The 22,480-nt window shown below is 41.8% G+C and carries 23 protein-coding genes; 12 read left to right on the top strand and 11 right to left on the bottom strand.

All coding sequences use genetic code 11. The annotated features are described in order from the left end of the window. Positions 1-24 precede the first annotated feature (24 nt). Entirely contained in the window at positions 25-1,848 is a 1,824-nt protein-coding gene (locus tag DYI81_RS09440; RefSeq protein ID WP_106984000.1) for an acyl-CoA dehydrogenase C-terminal domain-containing protein, read from the top strand. Positions 1,849-2,014: 166 nt separating this feature from the next. On the opposite strand, the gene hemW is transcribed toward DYI81_RS09440, so the two are convergent. Then, on the bottom strand, positions 2,015-3,169 hold the full coding sequence (gene hemW, locus DYI81_RS09435; protein ID WP_117007421.1) for a radical SAM family heme chaperone HemW: 1,155 nt from the start codon (positions 3,167-3,169) through the stop codon (positions 2,015-2,017). Between the two features lie 136 nt (positions 3,170-3,305). Between hemW and DYI81_RS09430 the strand changes: the two genes are divergently transcribed. Continuing rightward, positions 3,306-3,764 (top strand): DMT family transporter, encoded by a 459-nt coding sequence (locus tag DYI81_RS09430; protein ID WP_117007420.1) that lies wholly within the window; start codon positions 3,306-3,308, stop codon positions 3,762-3,764. Positions 3,765-3,854: 90 nt separating this feature from the next. After that, positions 3,855-5,150, top strand: a complete 1,296-nt coding sequence (locus tag DYI81_RS09425; protein WP_117007462.1) for an MATE family efflux transporter — start codon at positions 3,855-3,857, stop codon at positions 5,148-5,150. A 55-nt stretch (positions 5,151-5,205) separates the two neighbouring features. On the opposite strand, the gene DYI81_RS09420 is transcribed toward DYI81_RS09425, so the two are convergent. Further along, positions 5,206-5,415: a DUF1737 domain-containing protein gene (locus DYI81_RS09420; RefSeq protein ID WP_117007419.1), complete on the bottom strand. Its 210-nt coding sequence runs from the start codon at positions 5,413-5,415 to the stop codon at positions 5,206-5,208. A gap of 288 nt (positions 5,416-5,703) precedes the next feature. Between DYI81_RS09420 and DYI81_RS09415 the strand changes: the two genes are divergently transcribed. Next, positions 5,704-7,002: an AarF/ABC1/UbiB kinase family protein gene (locus DYI81_RS09415; protein WP_117007418.1), complete on the top strand. Its 1,299-nt coding sequence runs from the start codon at positions 5,704-5,706 to the stop codon at positions 7,000-7,002. 186 nt (positions 7,003-7,188) lie between these two features. Further along, entirely contained in the window at positions 7,189-7,443 is a 255-nt protein-coding gene (locus DYI81_RS09410) for a type B 50S ribosomal protein L31 (protein WP_117007417.1), read from the top strand. A gap of 104 nt (positions 7,444-7,547) precedes the next feature. On the opposite strand, the gene crcB is transcribed toward DYI81_RS09410, so the two are convergent. Next, the gene (gene crcB, locus DYI81_RS09405) at positions 7,548-7,925 is read right to left on the bottom strand and encodes a fluoride efflux transporter CrcB (protein WP_106983994.1); all 378 of its coding nucleotides are present in this window, start codon (positions 7,923-7,925) and stop codon (positions 7,548-7,550) included. A 167-nt stretch (positions 7,926-8,092) separates the two neighbouring features. Here crcB and DYI81_RS09400 point away from each other — a divergent pair, with 167 nt between their 5' ends. Continuing rightward, on the top strand, positions 8,093-8,425 hold the full coding sequence (locus tag DYI81_RS09400; protein WP_117007416.1) for a HopJ type III effector protein: 333 nt from the start codon (positions 8,093-8,095) through the stop codon (positions 8,423-8,425). Between the two features lie 111 nt (positions 8,426-8,536). Here DYI81_RS09400 and DYI81_RS09395 read toward each other — a convergent pair whose 3' ends face one another. Further along, positions 8,537-8,947: a protease inhibitor I42 family protein gene (locus DYI81_RS09395; RefSeq protein ID WP_117007415.1), complete on the bottom strand. Its 411-nt coding sequence runs from the start codon at positions 8,945-8,947 to the stop codon at positions 8,537-8,539. Between the two features lie 18 nt (positions 8,948-8,965). Beyond that, a complete protein-coding gene (locus tag DYI81_RS09390; RefSeq protein ID WP_106984101.1) occupies positions 8,966-9,526 on the bottom strand; it encodes a hypothetical protein in 561 nt (186 codons plus the stop codon). A 286-nt stretch (positions 9,527-9,812) separates the two neighbouring features. Here DYI81_RS09390 and DYI81_RS09385 point away from each other — a divergent pair, with 286 nt between their 5' ends. Further along, complete coding sequence (locus tag DYI81_RS09385; protein ID WP_106983991.1) at positions 9,813-10,436, top strand: class I SAM-dependent methyltransferase; 624 nt, start codon at positions 9,813-9,815, stop codon at positions 10,434-10,436. 43 nt (positions 10,437-10,479) lie between these two features. On the opposite strand, the gene DYI81_RS09380 is transcribed toward DYI81_RS09385, so the two are convergent. Together DYI81_RS09380 and DYI81_RS09375 are read right to left on the bottom strand one after the other, a co-directional pair. Next, positions 10,480-11,073 (bottom strand): hypothetical protein, encoded by a 594-nt coding sequence (locus DYI81_RS09380; protein WP_117007414.1) that lies wholly within the window; start codon positions 11,071-11,073, stop codon positions 10,480-10,482. A 72-nt stretch (positions 11,074-11,145) separates the two neighbouring features. Next, entirely contained in the window at positions 11,146-11,613 is a 468-nt protein-coding gene (locus DYI81_RS09375) for a Holliday junction resolvase-like protein (protein WP_117007413.1), read from the bottom strand. A gap of 109 nt (positions 11,614-11,722) precedes the next feature. Here DYI81_RS09375 and DYI81_RS09370 point away from each other — a divergent pair, with 109 nt between their 5' ends. The 3 genes from DYI81_RS09370 to sodC all read left to right on the top strand — a co-directional run bounded on the left by DYI81_RS09370 (position 11,723) and on the right by sodC (position 14,345). Next, a complete protein-coding gene (locus DYI81_RS09370; RefSeq protein WP_106983988.1) occupies positions 11,723-12,367 on the top strand; it encodes a ParA family protein in 645 nt (214 codons plus the stop codon). 132 nt (positions 12,368-12,499) lie between these two features. Then, on the top strand, positions 12,500-13,615 hold the full coding sequence (locus tag DYI81_RS09365; protein WP_117007412.1) for an AI-2E family transporter: 1,116 nt from the start codon (positions 12,500-12,502) through the stop codon (positions 13,613-13,615). 163 nt (positions 13,616-13,778) lie between these two features. Next, on the top strand, positions 13,779-14,345 hold the full coding sequence (gene sodC, locus DYI81_RS09360) for a superoxide dismutase family protein (RefSeq protein WP_117007411.1): 567 nt from the start codon (positions 13,779-13,781) through the stop codon (positions 14,343-14,345). 101 nt (positions 14,346-14,446) lie between these two features. Here the strand turns inward: sodC and DYI81_RS09355 are convergent, their stop codons facing one another. Continuing rightward, on the bottom strand, positions 14,447-15,682 hold the full coding sequence (locus DYI81_RS09355; protein WP_117007410.1) for a DUF2252 family protein: 1,236 nt from the start codon (positions 15,680-15,682) through the stop codon (positions 14,447-14,449). A gap of 161 nt (positions 15,683-15,843) precedes the next feature. On the opposite strand from DYI81_RS09355, the gene yccS reads away from it, so the two are divergent. Together yccS and DYI81_RS09345 are read left to right on the top strand one after the other, a co-directional pair. Beyond that, complete coding sequence (gene yccS / locus DYI81_RS09350; protein WP_117007409.1) at positions 15,844-17,988, top strand: YccS family putative transporter; 2,145 nt, start codon at positions 15,844-15,846, stop codon at positions 17,986-17,988. 157 nt (positions 17,989-18,145) lie between these two features. Continuing rightward, positions 18,146-18,445, top strand: a complete 300-nt coding sequence (locus tag DYI81_RS09345; protein ID WP_117007408.1) for a DUF3817 domain-containing protein — start codon at positions 18,146-18,148, stop codon at positions 18,443-18,445. A gap of 94 nt (positions 18,446-18,539) precedes the next feature. Here the strand turns inward: DYI81_RS09345 and DYI81_RS09340 are convergent, their stop codons facing one another. From DYI81_RS09340 to DYI81_RS09330, 3 genes are all read right to left on the bottom strand, one after another. After that, positions 18,540-19,769 (bottom strand): MFS transporter, encoded by a 1,230-nt coding sequence (locus DYI81_RS09340; RefSeq protein WP_117007407.1) that lies wholly within the window; start codon positions 19,767-19,769, stop codon positions 18,540-18,542. Positions 19,770-20,038: 269 nt separating this feature from the next. Beyond that, positions 20,039-20,917 (bottom strand): pirin family protein, encoded by an 879-nt coding sequence (locus DYI81_RS09335; protein ID WP_117007406.1) that lies wholly within the window; start codon positions 20,915-20,917, stop codon positions 20,039-20,041. Between the two features lie 88 nt (positions 20,918-21,005). After that, a complete protein-coding gene (locus DYI81_RS09330; protein WP_117007461.1) occupies positions 21,006-22,436 on the bottom strand; it encodes an AbiH family protein in 1,431 nt (476 codons plus the stop codon). Between the last annotated feature and the right edge of the window lie 44 nt (positions 22,437-22,480).

Raw genomic sequence — 22,480 nt, 5'->3', positions numbered from 1 at the left:
ACTATTTTAAATTAGGATTAAATTATGCCTGCTTATAAAGCTCCTTTACACGACATTCGTTTCTTAATGAACGAAGTATTCGACTTCCCTGCACATTTTAAAACTTTATCTAACGGTGACCTTGCAGACGCTGACACTGTAGACATGATTTTAGAAGGTGCTGCCGATTTTTGTGAAAATGTACTTTCTCCTCTAAACCAAAGTGGTGATGAAGAAGGCTGTCACTTTGAAAATGGTGAAGTAAAAACACCAAAAGGTTTTAAAGAAGCGTACGACCAATTTGTTCAAGGTGGTTGGCAAGGTCTGTCTTATCCAGAAGAATTTGGTGGTCAAGGCTTACCAATGTCGCTTAACCTGATCAAATCTGAAATGATGGGTACAGCGAACTGGTCATTTACCATGTACCCTGGCCTCAGCATGGGCTGCATGAACACCATCATGCAATTTGGTACAGAAGAACAAAAAAATACCTATATGCCTCACCTCACTGCAGGTACTTGGTCGGGCACAATGTGCTTAACTGAACCTCAATGTGGTACAGATTTGGGCCAAGTAAAAACCAAAGCTGAGCCAAATGCTGACGGTACTTATGCCATTACAGGTACAAAAATCTTTATTTCTGCAGGTGAACATGACCTAACAGAAAACATTATTCATATTGTGCTTGCTCGCCTTCCAGATGCGCCTGCAGGTACACGCGGTATTTCTCTGTTCATCGTTCCTAAGTTCATTCCAACTGCAGATGGTGGTGTAGGTGAACGTAACCCTGTGACTTGTGGTTCTATTGAACACAAAATGGGGATCCGCGCTTCTGCAACAGCTGTACTGAACTTTGACAGTGCGAAAGGCTACTTGATTGGTGAAATGCACAAAGGTTTACATGCTATGTTTACCTTCATGAATACAGCCCGCATTGGTACGGCGGTACAAGGTTTGGCACATGCTGAATTGGCATTCCAAGGTGCATTACCATACGCGAAAGACCGTATGTCTATGCGTGCGCTATCTGGTAAAAAAGATCCAGATAAAGTAGCTGATGCAATTATTCACCATGCGGACGTACGCCGTATGCTGTTAACTCAAAAAGCCATTGCTGAAGGTGGCCGTGCCATGATTTATCATGCTGCACAGTTGGCAGACAAAATGGCAGATTCTTTAGCTCAAGGCAATCAAGCAAAATTCGAAGAATATGATGACAAGCTTGGTTTCTATACCCCAATCTTGAAAGGTTTCTTAACTGAATTGGGTTATGAAGCGGCGAATCATGGTATGCAAGTTTACGGCGGTCATGGTTATATTAAAGAATGGGGCATGGAGCAAATCGTACGTGACTCACGTATTTCAACCCTATACGAAGGTACAACTGGCGTACAAGCACTGGATTTAATTGGTCGTAAAGTGTTGTTATCGTCTAAAGGTAAAGTCGTACGCGACTATACTGCTGAAATCTTAAAATTCTGTGGCGTACATGCACGTAATAAATATATGCGTCGTTTTGCATGGGATTTAACTAAAATCTGTGCACAGTGGAACGCATTGACTGTTCGTATTATGTTGGCTGCACGTAAAGACCGCGACATCGTATCGTCTGCATCTGTCGATTACTTGATGTTCTCTGGCTATGCCATGATGGCATTCTACTGGGCGCAACAAGCTGCCGTTGCTTCTGCAAAATTGGCTTCTGGCGAAGGCCAAGAAGTACCAGAGTTCTATAAAGCAAAAATCAAATTGGCTGACTTCTACTTCGAACGCCTATTGCCACGTACCCAAGGTCATGCTGAAGCGATGGTCAACCCATCTAAAACAATGACATCTTTAGCACCAGAGCATTTCAGCTTCGACTACTAATTTGTTGTTATTAAAAAGACCGCTTCGGCGGTCTTTTTTATGCTCATTACTTTTAAATTCTAAGCAAATAAAGTAGAGCGCATTCCTTCTTAAAAACTCATATCCATAAAACGTCAAAAGACGCTCATTGCGCCTTTTGTCTTTCTTTAAATTTAAAAATATTAGCTTAAAGAAACTCTTCCAGTACTGAATTTAAAAAGATATGCCCCTGCTCTGTACATGACAGCACATTTTCATCAGCCACCATTAACTTGCGCTCACGTAAGGAATTTAAAAGCTCCTTTAAACCATCTAAACTTAATCCTGCACGTTCCGCATAAAGTGCAGCATCCACCCCATGATTCAAACGCAAGGCATTCATCATAAATTCAAATGGCATATCCTCTTGTTCAATTTTTTTAAATTGCAAATGCTCTGCTGGCACTTTGGCTAAATAGTCTTTCGGCAAGCGGGTTTTCTGATAGCGATACACCCCATCTGGCTGTGTCACTTTGCCATGTGCGCCTGCACCAATCGCAAGGTAATCGCCAAACTGCCAGTAATTCAGGTTATGCGCCGAAGGCTTTTCTTTACGCCAAGCCGAAACTTCATAATTGATAAAGCCCTGTGCTTTTAAATAGGCCTCACCCTGTGCTTGAATCTCTTCCAATACATCATCAACTGGCAAGATCGGCTGTGTGCGGAAAAAAACCGTATTCGGTTCAATCGTTAACTGATACCATGACACATGCGTCGCGCCATTTTCTACTGCCAGTTTTAAGTCCAATAAGGCTTGCTCAATCGTTTGCTCTGGCAAACCATGCATGAGGTCAACATTCACACGCTCAAAACCTGCTTCTTTAGCATGCTGAATCGCAGAAATTGCGTCATCGTTAGAATGAATACGGCCTAATTTTTTCAGCTGATCGGTATTAAAACTTTGTACGCCGATCGACAAGCGGTTAATCCCTGCCTCTAAATAGCCCGCAAAAGGATCATGTTCCACTGTGCCCGGATTGGCTTCTAAAGTAATTTCACAGCCATCTTCAAATGGAATAATGCTTTTGAGCTGTTCAAATAACCATTGATAACCTTTTGCGGAAATCAAAGATGGCGTGCCACCCCCAATAAATACGCTGTGTACCGCACGGCCTTGGGCAAAATCGACTTGCGTTTTAAAGTCTTCAACCAGCGCCTGTAAATATTCTTTTTCTAGATCTAAAGACAGTTCACCATTGGGTACTGCATGCGAGTTAAAGTCACAGTATGGACATTTTCGTACGCACCACGGCATGTGAATGTATAAAGACATCGGAATATTTGCAGGAATGAGTTCAGCCAAGGAGAATGCTCAAATGAAAAAAGAGAAGATGAATATTTTAGCATGAGTCCATAAACACACTAAGGCATTCTATATTTCTGTTCTGAAGTTTTATGCAGTACACTCAATCAAATTAAAAAAATTTACAGATAAGAAAATGAAAATAAGTAGCCACCTACTGTATTTACTCCCACTTGCGATGGGTATTGGCATCGCCATGAGCATTCAAACCGCGATTAATAGCCAATTGCGTGAATATTTATATTCTCCGTTACAAGCCGCCCTATTATCGTTTTTGATAGGTACAATAGTGCTTGCTGTCTTGGTGTTTTTTCAACCTGTCGAAAAGCCCAACCTTGAAACGCTGCTACAGATTCCTTGGTTTTTATGGCTGGGTGGATGCTTAGGTGTATATGCCATTAGCATCAGTATTTATACGGCACCCAAATTAGGTTTTTTAAGCCTATCTGGCCTGATTATTTTTGGCCAAATTGCCATATCAATGTTTATTGACCAATACGGCTTATTGGGTAATGAAAAAACTCCTATTCATTGGCAGCGCCTTTTAGGTGGCGTGGTGATTTTTATTGGTGTGCTTCTCACTTTACAACGCTAAGACCTCATACCTAAGCACCTCAAAGAAAGAGTATGTTCTGTGTCTACTGTCACAACAACCCGCTTTGAATTAAAGCAACTGTTCCGCTTGATGATTCCCATCTTAATCACCCAATTTGCGCAAGCAGGTTTTGGTTTGATTGATACCATTATGGCTGGCCATTTGTCTGCGAATGATTTGGCTGCTATTGCAGTTGGTGTCGGGCTATGGATTCCGATTATGCTACTGTTTAGTGGCATCATGATTGCCACAACGCCTTTAGTCGCAGAAGCCAATGGTGCGCGTACACCTGAAAAAATTGCCACCATTGCTCGCCAATCTTTATGGATTGCCTTTATTCTTGGAATCATTGCCTGCCTGATTTTACAAGTTGCACCTTTTCTACTCCCTATTTTAGGTGTACCTGAAGCATTGCTCCCCAAAGCCAGCTTATTTTTACATGCGATTGGTTTTGGTATGCCTGCGGTGACCATGTATGCAGCCCTACGCGGTTATTCCGAAGCATTGGGCTACCCTAAACCTGTCACAGCCATTAGCTTAATTGCACTTGCTGTACTGGTGCCGCTGAACTTTATCTTTATGTATGGACTCGGCCCAGTGCCTGAGCTTGGCTCTGCAGGCTGTGGTTTTGCGACTGCTATTTTGCAGTGGCTGATGTTCTTGGCTTTAGCACTGTATATATTTAAAGGCAGTGCCTATAAAAAAACCCAGCCTTTCGCGGTCTGGGAAAAATTAGACCCCGTGTGGATGAAACGCATCTTTACACTGGGCTTTCCTATCGGCTTAGCGATTTTCTTTGAGGTGAGTATTTTTAGTACTGCCGCCATTGTGCTCAGCCCACTCGGTGAAGTGACTGTAGCTGCACATCAAATTGCCATCTCCATCACATCACAGCTGTTTATGATTCCTATGTCTTTAGCCATTGCGCTCACCATTCGGGTGGGCACGTATTATGGCAGTCAAAACTGGGCTGCTATGCGCCGTGTACAAATAGTTGGTCTGGCAACAGGGACCGTTTTTGCACTCATTACCATGCTACTGCTGTGGATACTACGCGCTGAAATTGTGTCGCTCTATACCTTTGACTATGATGTTGCGGTATTGGCGGTGTACTTGGTGCTCTTTGCAATTGCTTATCAATTGATGGATGCATGGCAAGTGAGTGCTGCAGGTTGCCTACGTGGCATGCAAGACACTAAAGGCCCAATGTGGATTACCATGCTGGCCTATTGGATTATTGCCTTCCCTGTGGGTATTTATTTGTCACGCTTTACCGACATGGGCGCAGCGGGTGTTTGGATTGGACTGATTGTTGGTTTAACTGTGGCCTGCATCTTACTCATTAGCCGTTTGATGATTATAAATAAACGTATCGCACAGCTTTAAATTTGATTGTCCATACGGTTACGGCTCGTATGGACTTTTCTTCTCAGTACTTTAACTAACCCAAGTCAGCCAACGCTTTTTTTAAGCCCTCAGGCACATCTGCTTCCTCTGCCTCTTTCATAATGGCTTGACCCACAATCACATCTGTACCGTTAAAGGTCATGGTTGGCGAACCATAAAGCTCATAGCCTTCATTTAAGGCCTTGGTCACACGTGCACAAAAGGTCACATCATCTTTACCGGTTAAATATTTATATACTTTCATGGTCTAATTTCGTCTGAGTTACTCAGCTTATTTTAAGCTTAATCCTACAAGATGTAAGGCTGAGTTTAGAAACTTTGCATGAATGGCTAAGCGATACACATGAGCCAACAATGCAAAATGATGCCAAAACAACGATCAGCTTTAAACTGCCTGATAGCCTGTAAGTAAGATTGATTTAACACCCTGATGTCGTCATAGACACAAAGCTTTAACATTTTAAAGTAGGCAACACCTTGATTAACGCCTATGATCAAAACCATATTTTATGATGATCTTGAGGAGCATCACATGGCCAAATCGGCTAGCACCCCCGGTCGCCGCTTTATGAAACTTGCGGGAATGACTGCAAGTATTGCCAGCAAGACAGTTTCAAATTCGATTAAAAACCTCACTGCCGACGAAGAGCAAAAGAATGCTTCGCGCAGCAAATTATTTCAAGATATTGGGGTACAAATTGCCGACACCCTCGGTGACATGAAAGGTGCTGTCATGAAAGTCGGACAGATCGCCTCACAATATAAAGACATTTTCCCACCCGAAGTTGCAAAGGCGATTGGCAAACTACAACGTCAAGCACCGCCTATGCCGTTTAGCGATATTAAAGCGCAAGTGGAAAAGGAACTAGGCAAGCCCATTCTTGAGATATTCAAAAGTTTTGATGAAGTGCCCTTTGCCGCAGCCTCCATTGGCCAAGTACACAAAGCGACTTTGCCCAATGGCCAGCAAGTTGTGGTCAAGGTGCAATACCCAGGTGTAGATGAAGCCTGCGAAAGCGACTTAAAACAGGTTCGCCTAGCACTCCGCTTAATGGGCGTATTAAAAATTGATCGTAAACTTCAAGATCAATTATTTCATGAGATACAAGAAAGCTTAGACAACGAACTCAATTATCAAATTGAAGCACAAAACCTTGCCGTTGCACGTACCTTCCATGAAGCGCTCGATAGCAAGATTGTCATTCCCCAAGTTTATGAAGATTATTCTTCACGCCATATTTTAACTTTAAGCTTAGAAGAAGGCGAAAGCATAGAAACAGCAAGCACTTGGTCACAAGATACCCGCAATGAATTGGGTCGCCGTTTACTCCGTGCTATGGGACAAGAAATTTTCTTCTTAAAACGTTTTCACTGTGACCCACATCCGGGCAACTTCGCCTTTCGTGAAGATGGTACGGTCATTATTTATGACTTTGGTGGCGTTAAAATTTTATCCAATGACACGGTACAACAATTTAAAGCATTAATACGTGCAGCACGCGCAGAAAATATTCCAGAAATTGAAAACCAGCTGGATGCACTGCACTCGATGGCAGAAAAAGGAAAATTCCCAGAAGCCCTATACAAAGAATGGTTAGAAGTGCTCATGCGTCCACTCACAACGCAATATGACTTTGCCGAAAACTCTGCACATCATGATGGTGTTGAGCTGATTAAACCTTCATTAAAATATTGGGATGTGTTTAAGCCTTCGCCTGATACGCTTATGGTCAACCGTACCGTGTCTGGGCATTACTGGAATCTTATTCATTTAAAAGTGAATGACAATTTAAATGATATTTTTGAAGAGTTAATTCCCCCTCTGGCCTAAGTTTGAATTTGCCTTAAAAGCTCGATCTCGATCGGGCTTTTTTTATGGCTTGTAATGAAATGACAAGACGCGCTGACATTCGCTTGTCCAAAGTTCCATTGGTGAAGAAATGTAAATCTGCTTGCAGATACTAATGTTACAATATAACATAACATTAAATTTAAAATCTGCGATAGGAGAAGAACAATGCGTCCGAATATTCATCCTCAATACCAAGATGTACTTTTTCATGACACCAATGCTGATGTGTATTTTGTGATTGGCAGTACACTACAACCGACACAAACACGTGAATATGAAGGTAAGACATATCCTTACGTCACTTTAGATATTTCAAGTGCATCACATCCGTTTTATACGGGTGAACAACGTCAAACTAGCAATGAAGGCCGTGTGGCAAGCTTTAACAAACGTTTTGCGCGTTTCAAACGCTCACACTAAATTCATATTGTTTTAAGCTTTTGCTTTTAAAGTAAAACTATTAAAGAAGTCTAAGATCCCCTCCTCCAGCTTAGACTTCTTTTTTTTGTCTGTGCACAGCCAATTTATACTTTTAGCAAATACTGAAACAGATAAAAACCCAAAGCCAACAGTACTACACCCAACACCACACTCGACCCTACATAAAGCAAGGCAATACTGGTTTGTGCCTGTTTCAGCAATTGAAAGGTTTCTAAGCCAAAACTCGAAAAGGTGGTAAACCCGCCTAAAATACCGACCATCACAAACAAACGAGTTTCTTGTTGCAATACGGGATATTTCTGCGTAAGTGCAAAAAAAATACCTGCGATAAAACACCCAAGTAAATTAATCGCCCACGTGCTCCAAGGAAACAAACCACTCGGCTTATACAACCAAAGCCCTGTGCCATAACGCAGACTTGCACCTATTGCCCCCCCAAGGGCGACCAATAACCAATTCATGGATGTTCCTATCTATTTTTGAGGCAATCTCGCCTGCTTTTCTAAGTTCTGCCTGTCACTATAGCTGAACTTTGACTTCTATTCGGCACCCAAATTCACTCAATTTAAATGCAAAATCTTGCTATATTCGCAAAGCTTAATTTACATTTTTTACGGATGATTCATTCATGGCGCAACAATTATTGGCAGAACTTCAAGCTGGCACAGCAAAATTTGCTGACGTGATTGCATTTATTGAAGCACGTTATGTTCATACGCCAACAGCATTTCAAAATGGCCAGCAAAGCAACGGTGCCAATGAAAACCAAGGCAGTGCCAAAGTATTTTCTTTTGCACAGCTGAATGGCTTAGATCAAGCGCAAACTTTAAGTTTATTTGCTGAACATTATGCATCTGTACTGGCAACACCAGAAGCGACAGATCACCAAAATATTCGCCAATTTATGCTCAATGGCTGGGATGGCATTCAATTTGATGGCCAAGCCTTAACTGCAAAATAAGCCTATGCGCTGAGCAATCATATTCAATCGACTTTAAAGCAATCAAGCCAGCATTCGTGCTGGCTTGATCAGTAGAAATGTACGTAAAAACCGTGACTACACTCTAATCGCTTAAGAAATTCTAACTCGGCACTGCCATTCGTCAATCGAGTTTTTTTCCCACGGTCGTGCATGCTGTATATGCAGTACCTCTTCACCCGCTTGTTGTGCGGTAAAACGATAAGTTTTTTGACCACCTACACCTACAATAGGCGGATCACTTTGCTTTGGTTGATCCGATTTATACAGTTCTTCAGCTTTAAATAGCTTAGGGCTTTTCGTTAAGCGCCAGACATAACCTGTGGTTGGGTTTTCATCTAATATGACTTCAAGTGTTTGACCACGATCCATCTCTAAAAGTGCTGGACAGCTTTGCTTACCCGTAAAAATATGATTTTTACCATCGACCGTTGAGCTCAAACTACTACACCCACCCAAACCTAAGGCCAAAACCAAAGCCATACCCATTGCTTGTAACTTCATGATGATGCCAACTCAAATCTAACTTTTAACGCGTTCAATCCATTGAATTGAATCTACTCGAAAAACTTCACAAGCCCCATCCCCTGTATCGGTTGGGGTTAAGGATGAGGTCCAAACCAAGTCTTTGTCTTTAATTTCGACCAAATCACCTTTTAAGCGGACTAAATCACCGCGTTTAACTTTTTTAATTTCTTTGGCAATCGCAGGACTAGAAGGAATAATGTGCATATTTGACACCATCATCATCGCCTGCTTTTCAGGTACAGGAACTTTATCCATACGCCAGTTTAAATAGCGGTCATATTGATTAACACTAATACGGCGAGCAATTTCTGGCTCGGCAAATAGCCCCCAACTCACGGCATAATCGATAGGCGAAAATTTAGCTTGTTCATCATTGCTATAGGTTTTTGAACCTAAAATTCGAAAGTCACCATAAAATGGCTGCAAGGTAGAAATAGACTGCCCTTGAGCAACCGGTGCTAAACCTTTGGCAATATTATATTCCGATGATGCCTGCGCACCTGTTTGTAGCAGTATTGAAGCCAATACCGTACTGAGTAAAATCTTTTTCATCATCGGGTTACCTCTTTTCATTGCTTCGTTCAGGCCTTTGCAATCGATGCCATCGACCAACACAATCCAGCGGATGTTCAATCCCAAATAGACCGATGATCAGCATCTCACCTGAAACTGAACGCTTGCTTAATCATTTATTTCTAATCTTATATTAAGGAAAAATTCGGCAGAAACATTAGTAACTTGGTAACAATTCAGCCCTATTGACGGGTATATGTCTTATCTTTTGAGCCATATTCGACTAAGCTTGGCAACATTCCCATTCATTTATAATAATAGCGCAATAATGATTTATAAATTTTATCAACAACATATCTTTCCGCACTTACTCAATCAAGTCATGCAAGTGCCCAGCTTAATGGATAAGCGCCGTGAACTGCTGTTGCCCATTCAAGGTGAAGTTTTAGAGATTGGTTTTGGTACAGGATTGAATCTTGCCTTTTATCAAGCAGTAGATACCGTGTATGCCCTAGAGCCCAATATTGAAATTTATCAACTGGCAGCACAGCGCATACATGAAACGCCTTTTGAGGTTCAACATATACAGGCCAGTGCTGAAAAACTCCCTTTTGCAGATCGTAGCTTAGACCATATTGTTTGTACTTGGACCTTATGCAGTATTGCCGATGTGGAACTTGCACTCGATGAAGTGTATCGGGTACTCAAAGTAGGAGGCACCTTCCATGTGGTTGAGCATGTTTTACACAATGAAAATCACAACATCCAGCGCCTACAAAATCTGTTCACCCCGCTACAAAAACGCGTGGCCGATGGCTGTCATTTAAACCGTAATATAGAACAAGCTTTAAAAAATGCAGACCTCGAAATTACTGAACTACAATATTTTGATGCTGAGGGCATTCCATCCATTGGACGTCGCATGTTGTTGGCACGGGCGGTAAAAAGCTGATGAATAACCTGCAACTGAATGCAGCGTTAAGACAAATGTAGCATTAAGACAACAGCTGAATATAGCTAATTTTGACGATACTGCATTGTGGTCTAGGTCGCGGTATATTCATGCCTGTCACAAAGCGCTTGCCCGTTTTCAGTTGCTGCACATTGACATATTGCCCTTGTAACTTCACATGCTGACCCGGTTTTAAACGTCGTAGTTGTTTGGTAATCCGCTCATTAGCAGCAATTGCGCTCACATTGAGGCTGTCTGCACGGACCTGATCTGCTGTTAAGCCTGAGTTCGGCTTGAGCTGAAACTCATAGCACCGACTGTGCTGATTAAAATCGACCTTTTTCAAATTATTCGCTTTAGCCAACATTCCCTGTACCAGCAATACATCCACATTGCTCAGATAAGCCAAATCGTTATATTCCCCCACCCATGCCGATGCTCGGAATAGCGCACTTCTTTGTGCCGAATAAAAACGCTGACCCGCAACGGTAAAATCTCCAGAAAATTCACCGCGTGTTTCTAGCTGAAAGTTTTTAAGAACACCCGGCTGTTCCAAATGTGGAATTTCTCTAAAATACGCATGCCAGCCCCAAATCAGCAATGCTAAACAAGTGAAGGCGATCAGCAACTGCTTCATGCATTTATCTCCCCGTCACATGACGATATGGTTCAGCGCACAATAAAGTATCCTCAAAAAAGTACCCTCAAATTAGTCATTAAAGTTAATTCTTATGGTTTCAAAACGTACACGTCCCTCAGCGATCGCTTGTGCAATTGCTTGCTGACCTTTGGTCAAGCGTGCACCACCACTTTTAATATCGATCAACACCACTTCAATATCATCTGCATGACCATCGCCATCACGATAATCGGTATAACCGTCAAAGACTACATAATCGACAGGATCGCCCAGAAACTTGGCATCACTCGGCAGGTACTGAAATTCAGGCATAATGGGTGCCAGTTGCTCTGCCATTTTTCCCTTTAATACTGCGCGACTGGTATTTACACTGCGCTTTTGGGCATGGGTTAAGGCCTGCTGATGCTCTAACTTCAACTCAGCAATATACTTTTCATACTCTGCTCGAATACGTCCATTGCGCGAGTTACTTAAAATGAGCGTAGTCAACACCGCCCCGATACATGCCCCAATCAACATGGCCATCCAAACCGACATCTGTTCTTCCTAATTCAATGGCTTAAACTACAACTTTCGTTTTCTGCCCTATGCATCGCACAAAAGAATGATATGCTAGGGCCGAGCAGAATAAAATCATTATTGGGTCATGAAAACAATTTTAGTTGCCAATCAAAAAGGCGGATGCGGGAAAACCATAACAGCCATCAGTTTAGCTTCTGCACTGGCACAAAAAGGCTATAAAGTCGCTTTGGCCGATGCTGACAATCAAAAATCAGCTTTGCAATGGTTAAAGCAACGCCCCGAACAAGTCGCTTCTATTCAAAGCCTCGATTGGCGTCATGAAAAATCCATTGGCGATGCACCCAAAAATACTGAATATTTGATTATTGATGCCCCTGGCGCGCTTTCTGGTGAACACGCCGAACAACTGATTAGTGAAGCCCACACGATCATTACCCCGCTACAACCCTCATTTTTTGACATCGATTCAACTCGCCGTTTTCTAAAGCATTTACAAGACATTAAACGGATTCGTAAGGGTAAAGTTCAAATTTTACTGCTCGCCAACCGTGTCAAACCCAATGCAACCAGTGCAAAAGATATTCAAGATTTTTTTGCCAAAATTGAACAACAACCTGTTGCTTGGATTTCTGAACGTAGTGCTTATGGTCAATTGGCCATGCAAGGCTTGAGTGTATTTGATAAAACCCAAAAAAATTACATTAGCATTCAAAACCAATGGCAACCTATATTGAATGCTATTATTGATGATGAAAGCGACTGGTTTTAAGCCCTCGCTTTTTGCTGTACTTTCGTCATCAAGTGAAGTGAAAATAAAAGGTTTTCATTGGTAAATACTCATTTTCGAGTAGTTTTTTTCAGTTAATATGGACCATGTCCTCTTTAATCATCTGAGAACTCAGTGCAACAATACGCGCCTACCTTACAAAAATTCTTATTGTTCGGATTGTTTTTTGTCCTGATCTTTTTAAGCTTTAATGTCTTAAAATATTTTATTGTGCCTGTGGTTTGGGCTGCAATTATTGCCTATATGACATGGCCACTGTATCAGCGCATTTTAAATGCTTGTAAAGGGCGTGCCACGCTCAGCGCTACACTGATGATCTTACTGGTGGTATTGGTCGTTGGCTTACCTGTAATTTTTGCAATCTTCTTGCTCCAACACGAAGGCCGTAATTTATATTATGAATTACAAAAGCAAGTATTTTCAGGGCATTTCAACGTACCGCAATTTGTACGTGACTTGCCAATTATTGGTAAAGAAATTAACCGTACGCTACACGATTTAAATACAGACCCGAACAGTATTATTCAATCCGTGCAAATTTGGGTTCAGGGTCATTTAAATTATGGTAAAGCCTTAATTAATGAAGTCAGTAAAAACATTTTTAAATTGTGTTTTGCCGTCATGTCTTTATTTTTCTTTTACCGTGATGGTCAACTCATTTTAGACCAAGCCAGCAAAGCCTTAGAAAAAGTGATTGGTCCACGTATTCATCATTATTTGGCAACCATTTCAGACACCACACGGGCAGTTGTTTATGGTGTAGGTCTGACAGCGGTCGCACAAGCAACTTTAGCGGGCATTAGCTACTTTGTTGCAGGTGTGCCCAACCCCATGTTGCTCACTTTAGTTACTTTTATACTGGCACTCATTCCATTTGGCCCACCTGTGGCTTATACCTCAGTATCCTTATGGCTATTTTCACAAGGTCAAACCATTGAAGCGATTGGGGTCATGGCATGGGGCGTGTGTATTGTGAGTACAGCAGACAACGTGATTCGACCTTTGGTCATTTCGGGTGCAACACAAATTCCATTCTTATTAATTATGTTTGGTGTATTAGGTGGTCTGGCAAGCTTTGGTATGGTCGGTTTATTTATTGGTCCCGTGATTTTGGCGGTGTTGTTGGCCATTTGGCGTGAATGGCTACATGAAGCCAATATTGAACCTGTACAAGTGCCAAAAGCTACCCTAGCACATGACTTAGATGATGATTCAGATCTAAAAAACTAAATCGTCAGGCGCATCAAAATTAGGCGATATCATCATCGCAATAATATTAAGGCAAGGTTCCCCCCTTGCCTTTTTTTGTTACAGAGCTAAACCGAATTTACATGGCAGTTCAGGCAAAGCTCTGTTTCAATGAGCTATGACCCTATACACCAAGGACGTATACATGCCACATTTGAATTTTAAAAAAACCACGAAAACCTTAGTTGGCCTTTCATTCGGTTCATTATTTATGCTGGGCTGTGCCAGTACACTACCTTTAAAAGATGGCACACCCAGCCAAAAAGTTAGCGTTAATGCCGTAACACCTGCGGGTATTGGCGCGACCATTGGCACGATTCACTTGGAGGATAGTCAGTCAGGCTTAGTGCTTCATACACAACTGAGCCAATTGCCTGCTGGCCCACATGGTTTTCATATTCATGAAGTCGGATCATGTGCACCTGCCAGCAAAGATGGAAAAATGGGCGCTGCTTTAGCTGCAGGTAGCCATTTTAATCCGAATAAAGCCCCAAATCACGGTACGCCATTAACAGGCCACTTAGGTGACTTACCATTACTAAATGTACAAGCTGACGGTACAGCACAAGTGACGCTGGTTGCGCCACGTTTAAAACTGGCCGATGTACAAGGCCGTGCCATCATGATTCATGCTGGCGGTGACAACTACTCAGACTCACCAAAAGCATTGGGCGGTGGTGGTGATCGAATTGCATGTGGTGTGATTCAATAAACACACGAATAAATAGATCAAGCGATATGGCAATAACTGTGGATAAAATTGATTTTATCCGCAGTCAGCAATGACCTAAATAGCGCCCGCGATTCACGGCCTTATCCACGTGATTGCAACTGATTTCTTAAGGCGTAGCGTCTGCAATGCTCTAAGTAACCCGCCTCATGCTCGCTGATGAGTTCGACGATGCTACGCCACAACCAAAACGGCGCATCAATGGTTTTAGATTGAGCGCGCTTCAACTCTTTGATCCATGATTTACGTTCTACTTGTGTCATTTGCCTCACATGCGCCCGCCCAACCACAAAAGCCAAATAAAAGGCTAAATTTCGCGCTTCAAATTGATTGGTACCCTCAATTTCTAGCTTCAAATCCTGAGGCATGAGCTCTCGAATAAAGACCGAAGTATCTAAAAACTGAGATGCACGCATGCGACTGCCTAAATAAGGCGATAAATGCCGTGCGCCTTCGACGATCCGCTCAGCATTGTCTCTGGGCATAGAGGCTTCGGTATAGCGTGGCGCGAGAGCACGGGCCGCTTCTTTTAAATCCATCAGGCAAAGGTCACTGCCCTCACTGATGTGATGATGATTGGTATCCATCAGCACGATATAACGGAGCAATCCCAAAGAACTACAGCCTTTTACCCAATACGCCGCATCAAGCATGTGAATACGATCTACCTCACTGCGTTGCCCAATCATCATGACTAAGTCACTGACATGCTCCTGACGAAACAGCTGTTCGATTGCTTTATGTTCTTTTTTGAGCAAAGGCCAGAACTTAGACCCCAGCTCAATTTTGGGTTCTAATCCCTGCAAACGTTCTTTGGCTAAGCTTTTCCACGTACGTTTATAAGCCTGTTGCATAACACCATGTACAGCACGTGGCCGATTGACTAAATCTGTCGGCTGGCCTTCATTTTCCAGTGCATGCACATAACCTGCATACAGGGCTTCAACCATTTGCGCAGTGACTACGCCTGGCAAATCAGAACTGCGCAGTGCTGTTGCCAGTGATAATCCCAAACGGATCAAATCATTCACAGGATTGCCAATGACCGTTTGATCCAGATCTCGAATTTCAATTTCAATCTGTCCATCTACATTGGCCACTGGCCCAAGATTTCCTGTATGGCAGTCACCACAAATCCAAACTGCTGGCCCCTGCGGAATCGAGCTGATTTCAGCAGCTTTAAGCCAGTCATAGTATTTGGCAGTATTGCCTCGCACATAGGCATGAATAGAACGTGCCATTTTTAAATTACGCTTTTCTGTCAGCGCATCACTGCGTTGCCTCGGCTGACAAATATCACTTTTGATTATTTTTGGCATGATTTGTGTCTATTATTTTTGAGTCTTTACAAAATTCTGCATCTAATTCACTCTAAAATGCAGAGATGAATGAATGTTTTCTGTTGAGATTATGTTCTCAGCATTTTCCTGCGTGCTGGCAAGCGATATGCCGCTGAGAGCCATATAGGTAAAAATTGAACGTGAATCTTTCGCCATCATTACTACAAGGTTTTAAATCCAATGCACTGGCAATTTATTGCGTGCAAATTTGCATTGTGCTGAGTGGTTCTACGCTCGGACTGCATTTTCTTGGGTTAGAAACCCTGATTGTGCCTGTGACTCTGGGCGCAATTGCCACCGCACTGACAGACTTTGATGACCGACTCAGCATCAGGCTCCGTAATTTGGCCTATGTATGTATTTTATTTTTTAGCGTGAGCAGTATTTTAGATGCCTTGCATCCCTATCCCGTGCTGTTTGCCATATATTTGTCATCCTCCAGCGCCTGCCTCATTTTGATGGGAGCGCTCGGCCAGCGCTATGCTGCGATTTCTTTCGGCACAATTCTGCTATCCATTTACACCATGTTTGGCCTTGGTGAATACACACAGTGGTATTTTCAGCCCAGCGCTTTTGTTTTAGGTGCACTGTGGTATGGCGCGACCGCAATTGTGTTCTATCTGATTAAGCCGACACTGCCTGTACAAGATCAGTTGGCACGCTGTTTTCAGCAAATTGCCTCTATGCTACATGCGAAGTCACTGTTATTTGATCCAGATAATCGCGCCAATGTTGAAGAACTCTTATATGCCTTACCACTGCAAAATAGCGCTGTGGTGGATAGCTTAAACCGTACTAAGGCCTCGTTGCTCACACGGCTAAAAGCCTCACGTGCCAATCAAAAAACAATTTACTGGCTCAAACTGTACTTTTTGGCGCAAGATCTGCACGAACAGGTCAGCGCAAATTATCTGCATTATGAGCAGATTCACCTTAATTTTAGTCGCACAGATCTGATTTTCCGCATTCAAAAAAATATCCGCCTACAGGCAATCGCGTGTGAGGAACTGGCACAGTGTATTTTAAATAGTCAGGTCTATCAGCCCAACGCCAATGCCTCTATTGCACTACAGAATTTGCATAGCTCCATGCGTGACTGGATTCAGAACAATCCACACAACATTGAAGTGAAAAATCTACAATTGGTGCTGAATAATTTGGACAGCATGCAGGAGCGTTTTGCGCATTTAAATGATTTAAACAGCCCGCAGGAACATCTGCCGCATCAGCTAGATCAACTCAATTTATATGATGATGACATTCATGGCACCCGTGATTTATGGCTTAAGCTGAAGCAACATCTCACGCCACAATCGGCGCTGTTCCGCCACGCAGTGCGGATTGCCTTTGTTTTTGCAGTTGGCTACGGTATCTCACTCTTACCCTTTGCACGAAATGGCTACTGGATTTTACTGACCAGTTTATTTGTTTGCCAAATGCGTTACTTTGCCACCAAAAGTCGCTTAAAAATGCGCACGCTCGGCACTGTACTGGGTGTATTACTGGGTATTCCAGTGCTGTATTTTGTGCCGAGTACCGAAGGCCAATTATTGTTGGTGATTATTTTTGGGGTGTGCTTTTTCTATTTAAGTGCCAAAAAATATGCCATGGCGACGCTGATGGCGACCCTCATGGTACTGCTGATTTTTAATTTAAAAGGCGCAGGTTATGCCATTATTTTGCCAAGGATTATGGATACGATTTTAGGTTGTCTGATTGCTTGGTTTGCCGTCAGCTTTATTTGGCCAGACTGGGACTTTCGCAATATTTCCAACACCATCAAAAAAAGCACACAAGCCACGCTGCAGTATTTTAATGCTGTGCTAGATGAATATATCAGTGGCCGTAGCAACAGCATGACTTATCGCCATGCGCGACGCGATGCCCATAATGCGCAAACTGAGCTGGCCAGCATGATTTCCAGTTTAAGTACAGAACCAAACCCTGACCCTGAACTGATTCACTATGCTTTTCGCTATCTGGTGTATAGCCATAGCCAACTGAGTTATGTGTCTACTTTGGGTAGCCACCGCGAACAAGTTCAAGATGCACAAGTACTCGACCTACTACAGTGGTGTAAAACTGCACTCGCGGATTCCCTGCTACAACCCAATTTAGCGCTGGATGAAATTCAGCAGAAGCTTTTGGAAGTCAAACAACTGAATGCACAGGATAATTTATCCAGCCATTTACAACTGGTGCTCAAGCAAATCAGCCTATTGCTCGAAACCTTGCCAGAGCTACTGGCACTGAAAACAGAACTCCTCCGACGCGATATTAAATAGTCAAAGCGCATCTTATATAAAAGCATTGGCACACCAATAACCAAGCGCATAGCTTGGTTATTAGTATTTGATTTATATTAATTTTAATAAAATAATCTTTTGTTTTCCCCATCGCTTTTCAGTACACTCAAGGTTCATTCTCATTCTAGCCATGACCATGAATATTCAAACTTTACGCATTGTGGGTACTTTAGAAGGCCTATCCTTTTTACTTTTACTGTTTATTGCCATGCCCCTAAAGTACATGATGGGTAATCCAATTTTAGTCAAATACGTTGGTATGGGACACGGCGTTTTATTTGTTGTCTTTTTAGCGGTGCTGTTTATTGTTTGCGAAAAACAAAAGTGGTCGCTCAGTGTATTTTTAATGGGTTTAGTCGCATCAATCTTGCCATTTGGCCCTTTTGTATTTGATGCTAAATTAAAGAAATTAGCACAAGAAAAAACGTCAGTTTAATAGAACTACTCAGTTCAACGGCCGTACATTCAGGCAAGGCGATGCGATCAAGACCATTGATCTGCCCTGCCTGTAGTGGTTTTTGTTATGCCGATTAAAACTCGCCTGCCTCACGGCGTTCCTGCAAAATACGCATAAATGCACGGCGCGGGAAACTAAACCACAGTGCAATGAGTGCCAAACAAGAAAAACCATAGGCGCTAATATGAAATTGCTCATACAGCATGCGCGCCAGCTCAATCACAATAAAAAAGCCAAACATCATCAGTACAGACACAGCCGCTGCGACAGTTCCTTTGGATACCTCCGACGACATCAAAGCAAAACGATACAACACCGAAAAGCTCATGCCTTCACCAAAGCTCACCAAGGTCATGCCAATAATCACGCAGTAAATAAAATACTGAGGCAACATCACGCCCAGTACCACAATGGCAGTCCCCAACAACATTAACGGTAAACCAAACAATACTGTGCGCCCAAGGGCCAAGCGGTCAATAATATTTAACAGCACAATATTGCCTAAAATAAGCCCACCGAGCACAGGAAACTGTGCCAAACCATATTGCATACTGCTCAGGCCGAGCTCTTCAACCAACATCACTGGAGACAGTGCAATCCATAGCATTAAAGGCATTGCGACCATGGGCAAGCCCAAGGTCAGGCTTAAAAAGCGTTTATTTTTAAAGACCTGTTTAAAATCATCCACAATATAGCTTAAAGGCTGTTTGGGTATACTTTGCTTCGGTGCAGGCATTTTGGCTTTGAGGCCAAACCAACTTAAAAAGGCTAAAAATGCAATGCCAATAAAGCCCCAATGCCATGACACATGATCAATTAAAAATGCCCCAATTACAGGCCCAATTAAAGGTGCAAGCAAGGAAATATTGGCCATCAATGCCATGACTTTAATGGCGTCACGCTCTTCAAATGTTTCTTGAATGGCAGCATAGCCCACAGCTGAAATGACAGATAAACCAAAGCCTTGTAAAAAGCGAAGAGTTAAAAAGCTTTCGATATTCTGAGTAAGCAAAATGAGCAGGCAACAGATGGTAAAAAATGCCACACCACCCAACAGGACTTTTTTACGCCCTAAGCGGTCAGACAATGGCCCTAAAATTGCCGCAACACATGCACCACCCAACAAATAAAAGGACATAGATGAGGGTGCCCAAGCACTGCTTACGCCAAACTCTTTGGTAATGGCAAGCATCGCGGGCTGTACAAGGTCATTGCCGATATAAACTGAAAATTCAAATAAAACCAAAGCCAGCGGAAACATTAATGTTGCACGGCTCAGTTTTGTTACGGGTACATTTTGCATTGTTATCTACATATAAAGGTGCACACTGCATGGGGCGTGTCTTAATTTTGGGGAGAGACACTCCAGCCCAATGGCAGGCACTGTAATTCATTAAAATAAAAAGCTGTGCGAAATATGCTGTATTGCACCGTATTCACAAGGTGCTTATAAAAAGAGAAAGTGGTGTATTCAATAATAGAACTTAAAGTTGCATGGAGCATGCTTTAAGTTCTGTCAGTTTAGCAGTGTTTATTTAAATTGTATGCCGTGATTTTTTCAGCTTGATGACATTAACTGCCCTCTGCTGGGCTGTGTATAAATGTGCCATTTTTTAAATCTTCATAGCATTGTAGTATTTGTTCATAGCTGTTCATCACAAAGTAACCACGACCATAAATCGGCTCATTTAAAGGCGCAGCACTTAAATACAAAATTGCGCAGTCACGCTGTGCGGTTATTTCAACATGCTCACCTAAGCTGGACATCACCGCCATGTGATTGTCTTCCAGTTCATCAGCGCTTGCTGCAAATACTGCACGGCCTGAGCGCATATAGATGAGTGTGGTATCTCCCGCCTGTGCAGGTAGCTGTACGGTTTGGCCTTGTTTGATAAATACATCATAGACTTGCATAGGCGTATGGGTTTCTGCTGGCCCGACATGGCCTGCATATTCCCCTGCAATCACACGCACATAGCCTGCATCATCGGCAAATGCCGCTTTAGGAATGCTGTTATTCCTTAAGCTTTGGTAGCGTGGCGGGTTCATTTTGTCTTTGGCTGGCAAGTTGACCCACAGCTGGAGCATTTCAAATGGGCCGCCTGTTTTGGAAAATGCTTCGCTAAACACTTCTTTATGCTGTATGCCTGAGGCTACCGTCATCCACTGTACATCGCCTGTGTAAATCACGCCCCCACCGCCTGTGGTGTCGCGGTGTTCGAGTTCACCTTTAAACATGATGGTGACGGTTTCAAAACCGCGGTGCGGGTGTTCGTCTACACCTTTACGCAGTTGGGTGGGTTTGAGTGTGCCGGGGCCTAGGTGGTTGAGCAGTAAAAAAGGTGAAACGGTATTGCCCAGTTCGTAATGGGAAAAGACTGAGGTGACTGGGGAGAAGTCACCTACAGCAGATTGGGTTGTGGTGTTATGAATAAAGGCGAGGGTTTTCATTTTGTTGTATGCATTCTTTTTGATGCTTTGATCTTAGCCTATCAAGTACAGGGATTCGATAGGCTAAGTGGTTTTCAGTGTCGCAGTTTTAGGATGCTGATATTTTGGGTAAATCTACAGGCTCTATCCCATTAAGCTTTGCAATATCAGGATTCTCTTCAAATTTTAGCCAACCTTTTTTCATCCATAATTCAACTTTCTCTCTACCTAAAATGTGAATCAAATTACATAAATGATCGAAATATGCCTGCTTTCCAAATGAGAAAATAACAACTTCAAAATTTTTATATTTTTCAGAATTTATTGAAAAAATTTCCTTTATGTAATTTTCATCAGATACATCTAAAGAATGCCCCCATATGTATATGCATCCTTGCATTTCTTTAAGTTCTGTTCTCCATTGATGTAAAGCACGTTGATCACTCGATATTTGCTCAGGGCTTTTCCATGTATCTGTAATCATTGAATTGCTCCAAAAATCTATATTTTCCCTAGTGTCATTAATTTTAACTAAGTTTTCATATAAAAATTTATAATTTGTCTTTTTGAAAATTTTCTGATGATATTTGGTAAAACCATAAAAATTATATTTTTCTAAAATATTTACACTTAAATCAGACACACCTAAAACTATATTAGAACTTTCAATATTCCCATGTAAAAAATCAATTCTCTTAACATTATAAATTTTCTCTGGTGTCTTCGTATAATTAAATGAATATATTTTCAACAAGTTTCTATCATTAAATATTTCATTTTTTTTAATCTTATTTTGTAGATTCAAACACTCTAAAATACTTAAATAGTCCTTAAACAAAACAATAAACCGATCCAAATAAAGTTGCAAATCATTTACAACATATTGAAAATTAAACTCATTATAAGATTTAAAATTCGTTGTGTAAATTTCATTTAATTTATAGTGACATTCATTCCAATCATCTGTGCGTTGCACCTCATCCTTTTCACAATCACCCCATGGCATATCACTATCCTTCAGCGTTGTATAATAAAAATTTCCTTTTAAAATTTTTAGTATGCTTAATATATAACTTTCATTTTTCCTTAAAACAATATTATCTATTGAATATTCACTTTCTCTGTGATGTATTTCCAAACCAAACCAATCTGTCTTCTTTTGCAGGTTTTCAACTTGTTCAAAAAAATTAAAAACTACTTCTAATGCTTTTTTAATTTTAGTTTCAAAATCAATCCATGTTTTCACCTCTCTTACATGATCTGAAAAATACTGATACCACACATTATCTTTCAGTTGCTCTTTCAACACTTCAATTTGATCAAGTGAAATTTTAATTTCGTCTGTTTTATACATTGCCTTTGTATATCCAAAGAAATAATCTTCTTTTTCATACAGATTTCCAAAAAGATCATCAAACCCCATATCACCTTTAGTTTCATCCCACTTTTCTATTGCATCCATAGCAACCATAAAATGGTCGTACTTCGTTGGCAAATAATGCGACAAATCAAAGCCGTTCCCCACAATCAAAATATTCATTGTTCTTATAAAACCCCAATAAAAAAGCGCATCAACTGATACGC

Origin of the sequence: Acinetobacter sp. SWAC5, from assembly GCF_003419885.1 — a bacterium.
GTDB lineage: Bacteria > Pseudomonadota > Gammaproteobacteria > Pseudomonadales > Moraxellaceae > Acinetobacter > Acinetobacter cumulans.
The sequence above is the reverse complement of the archived record's forward strand: the minus strand, read 5'-3'. Positions and strand labels throughout refer to the sequence as shown.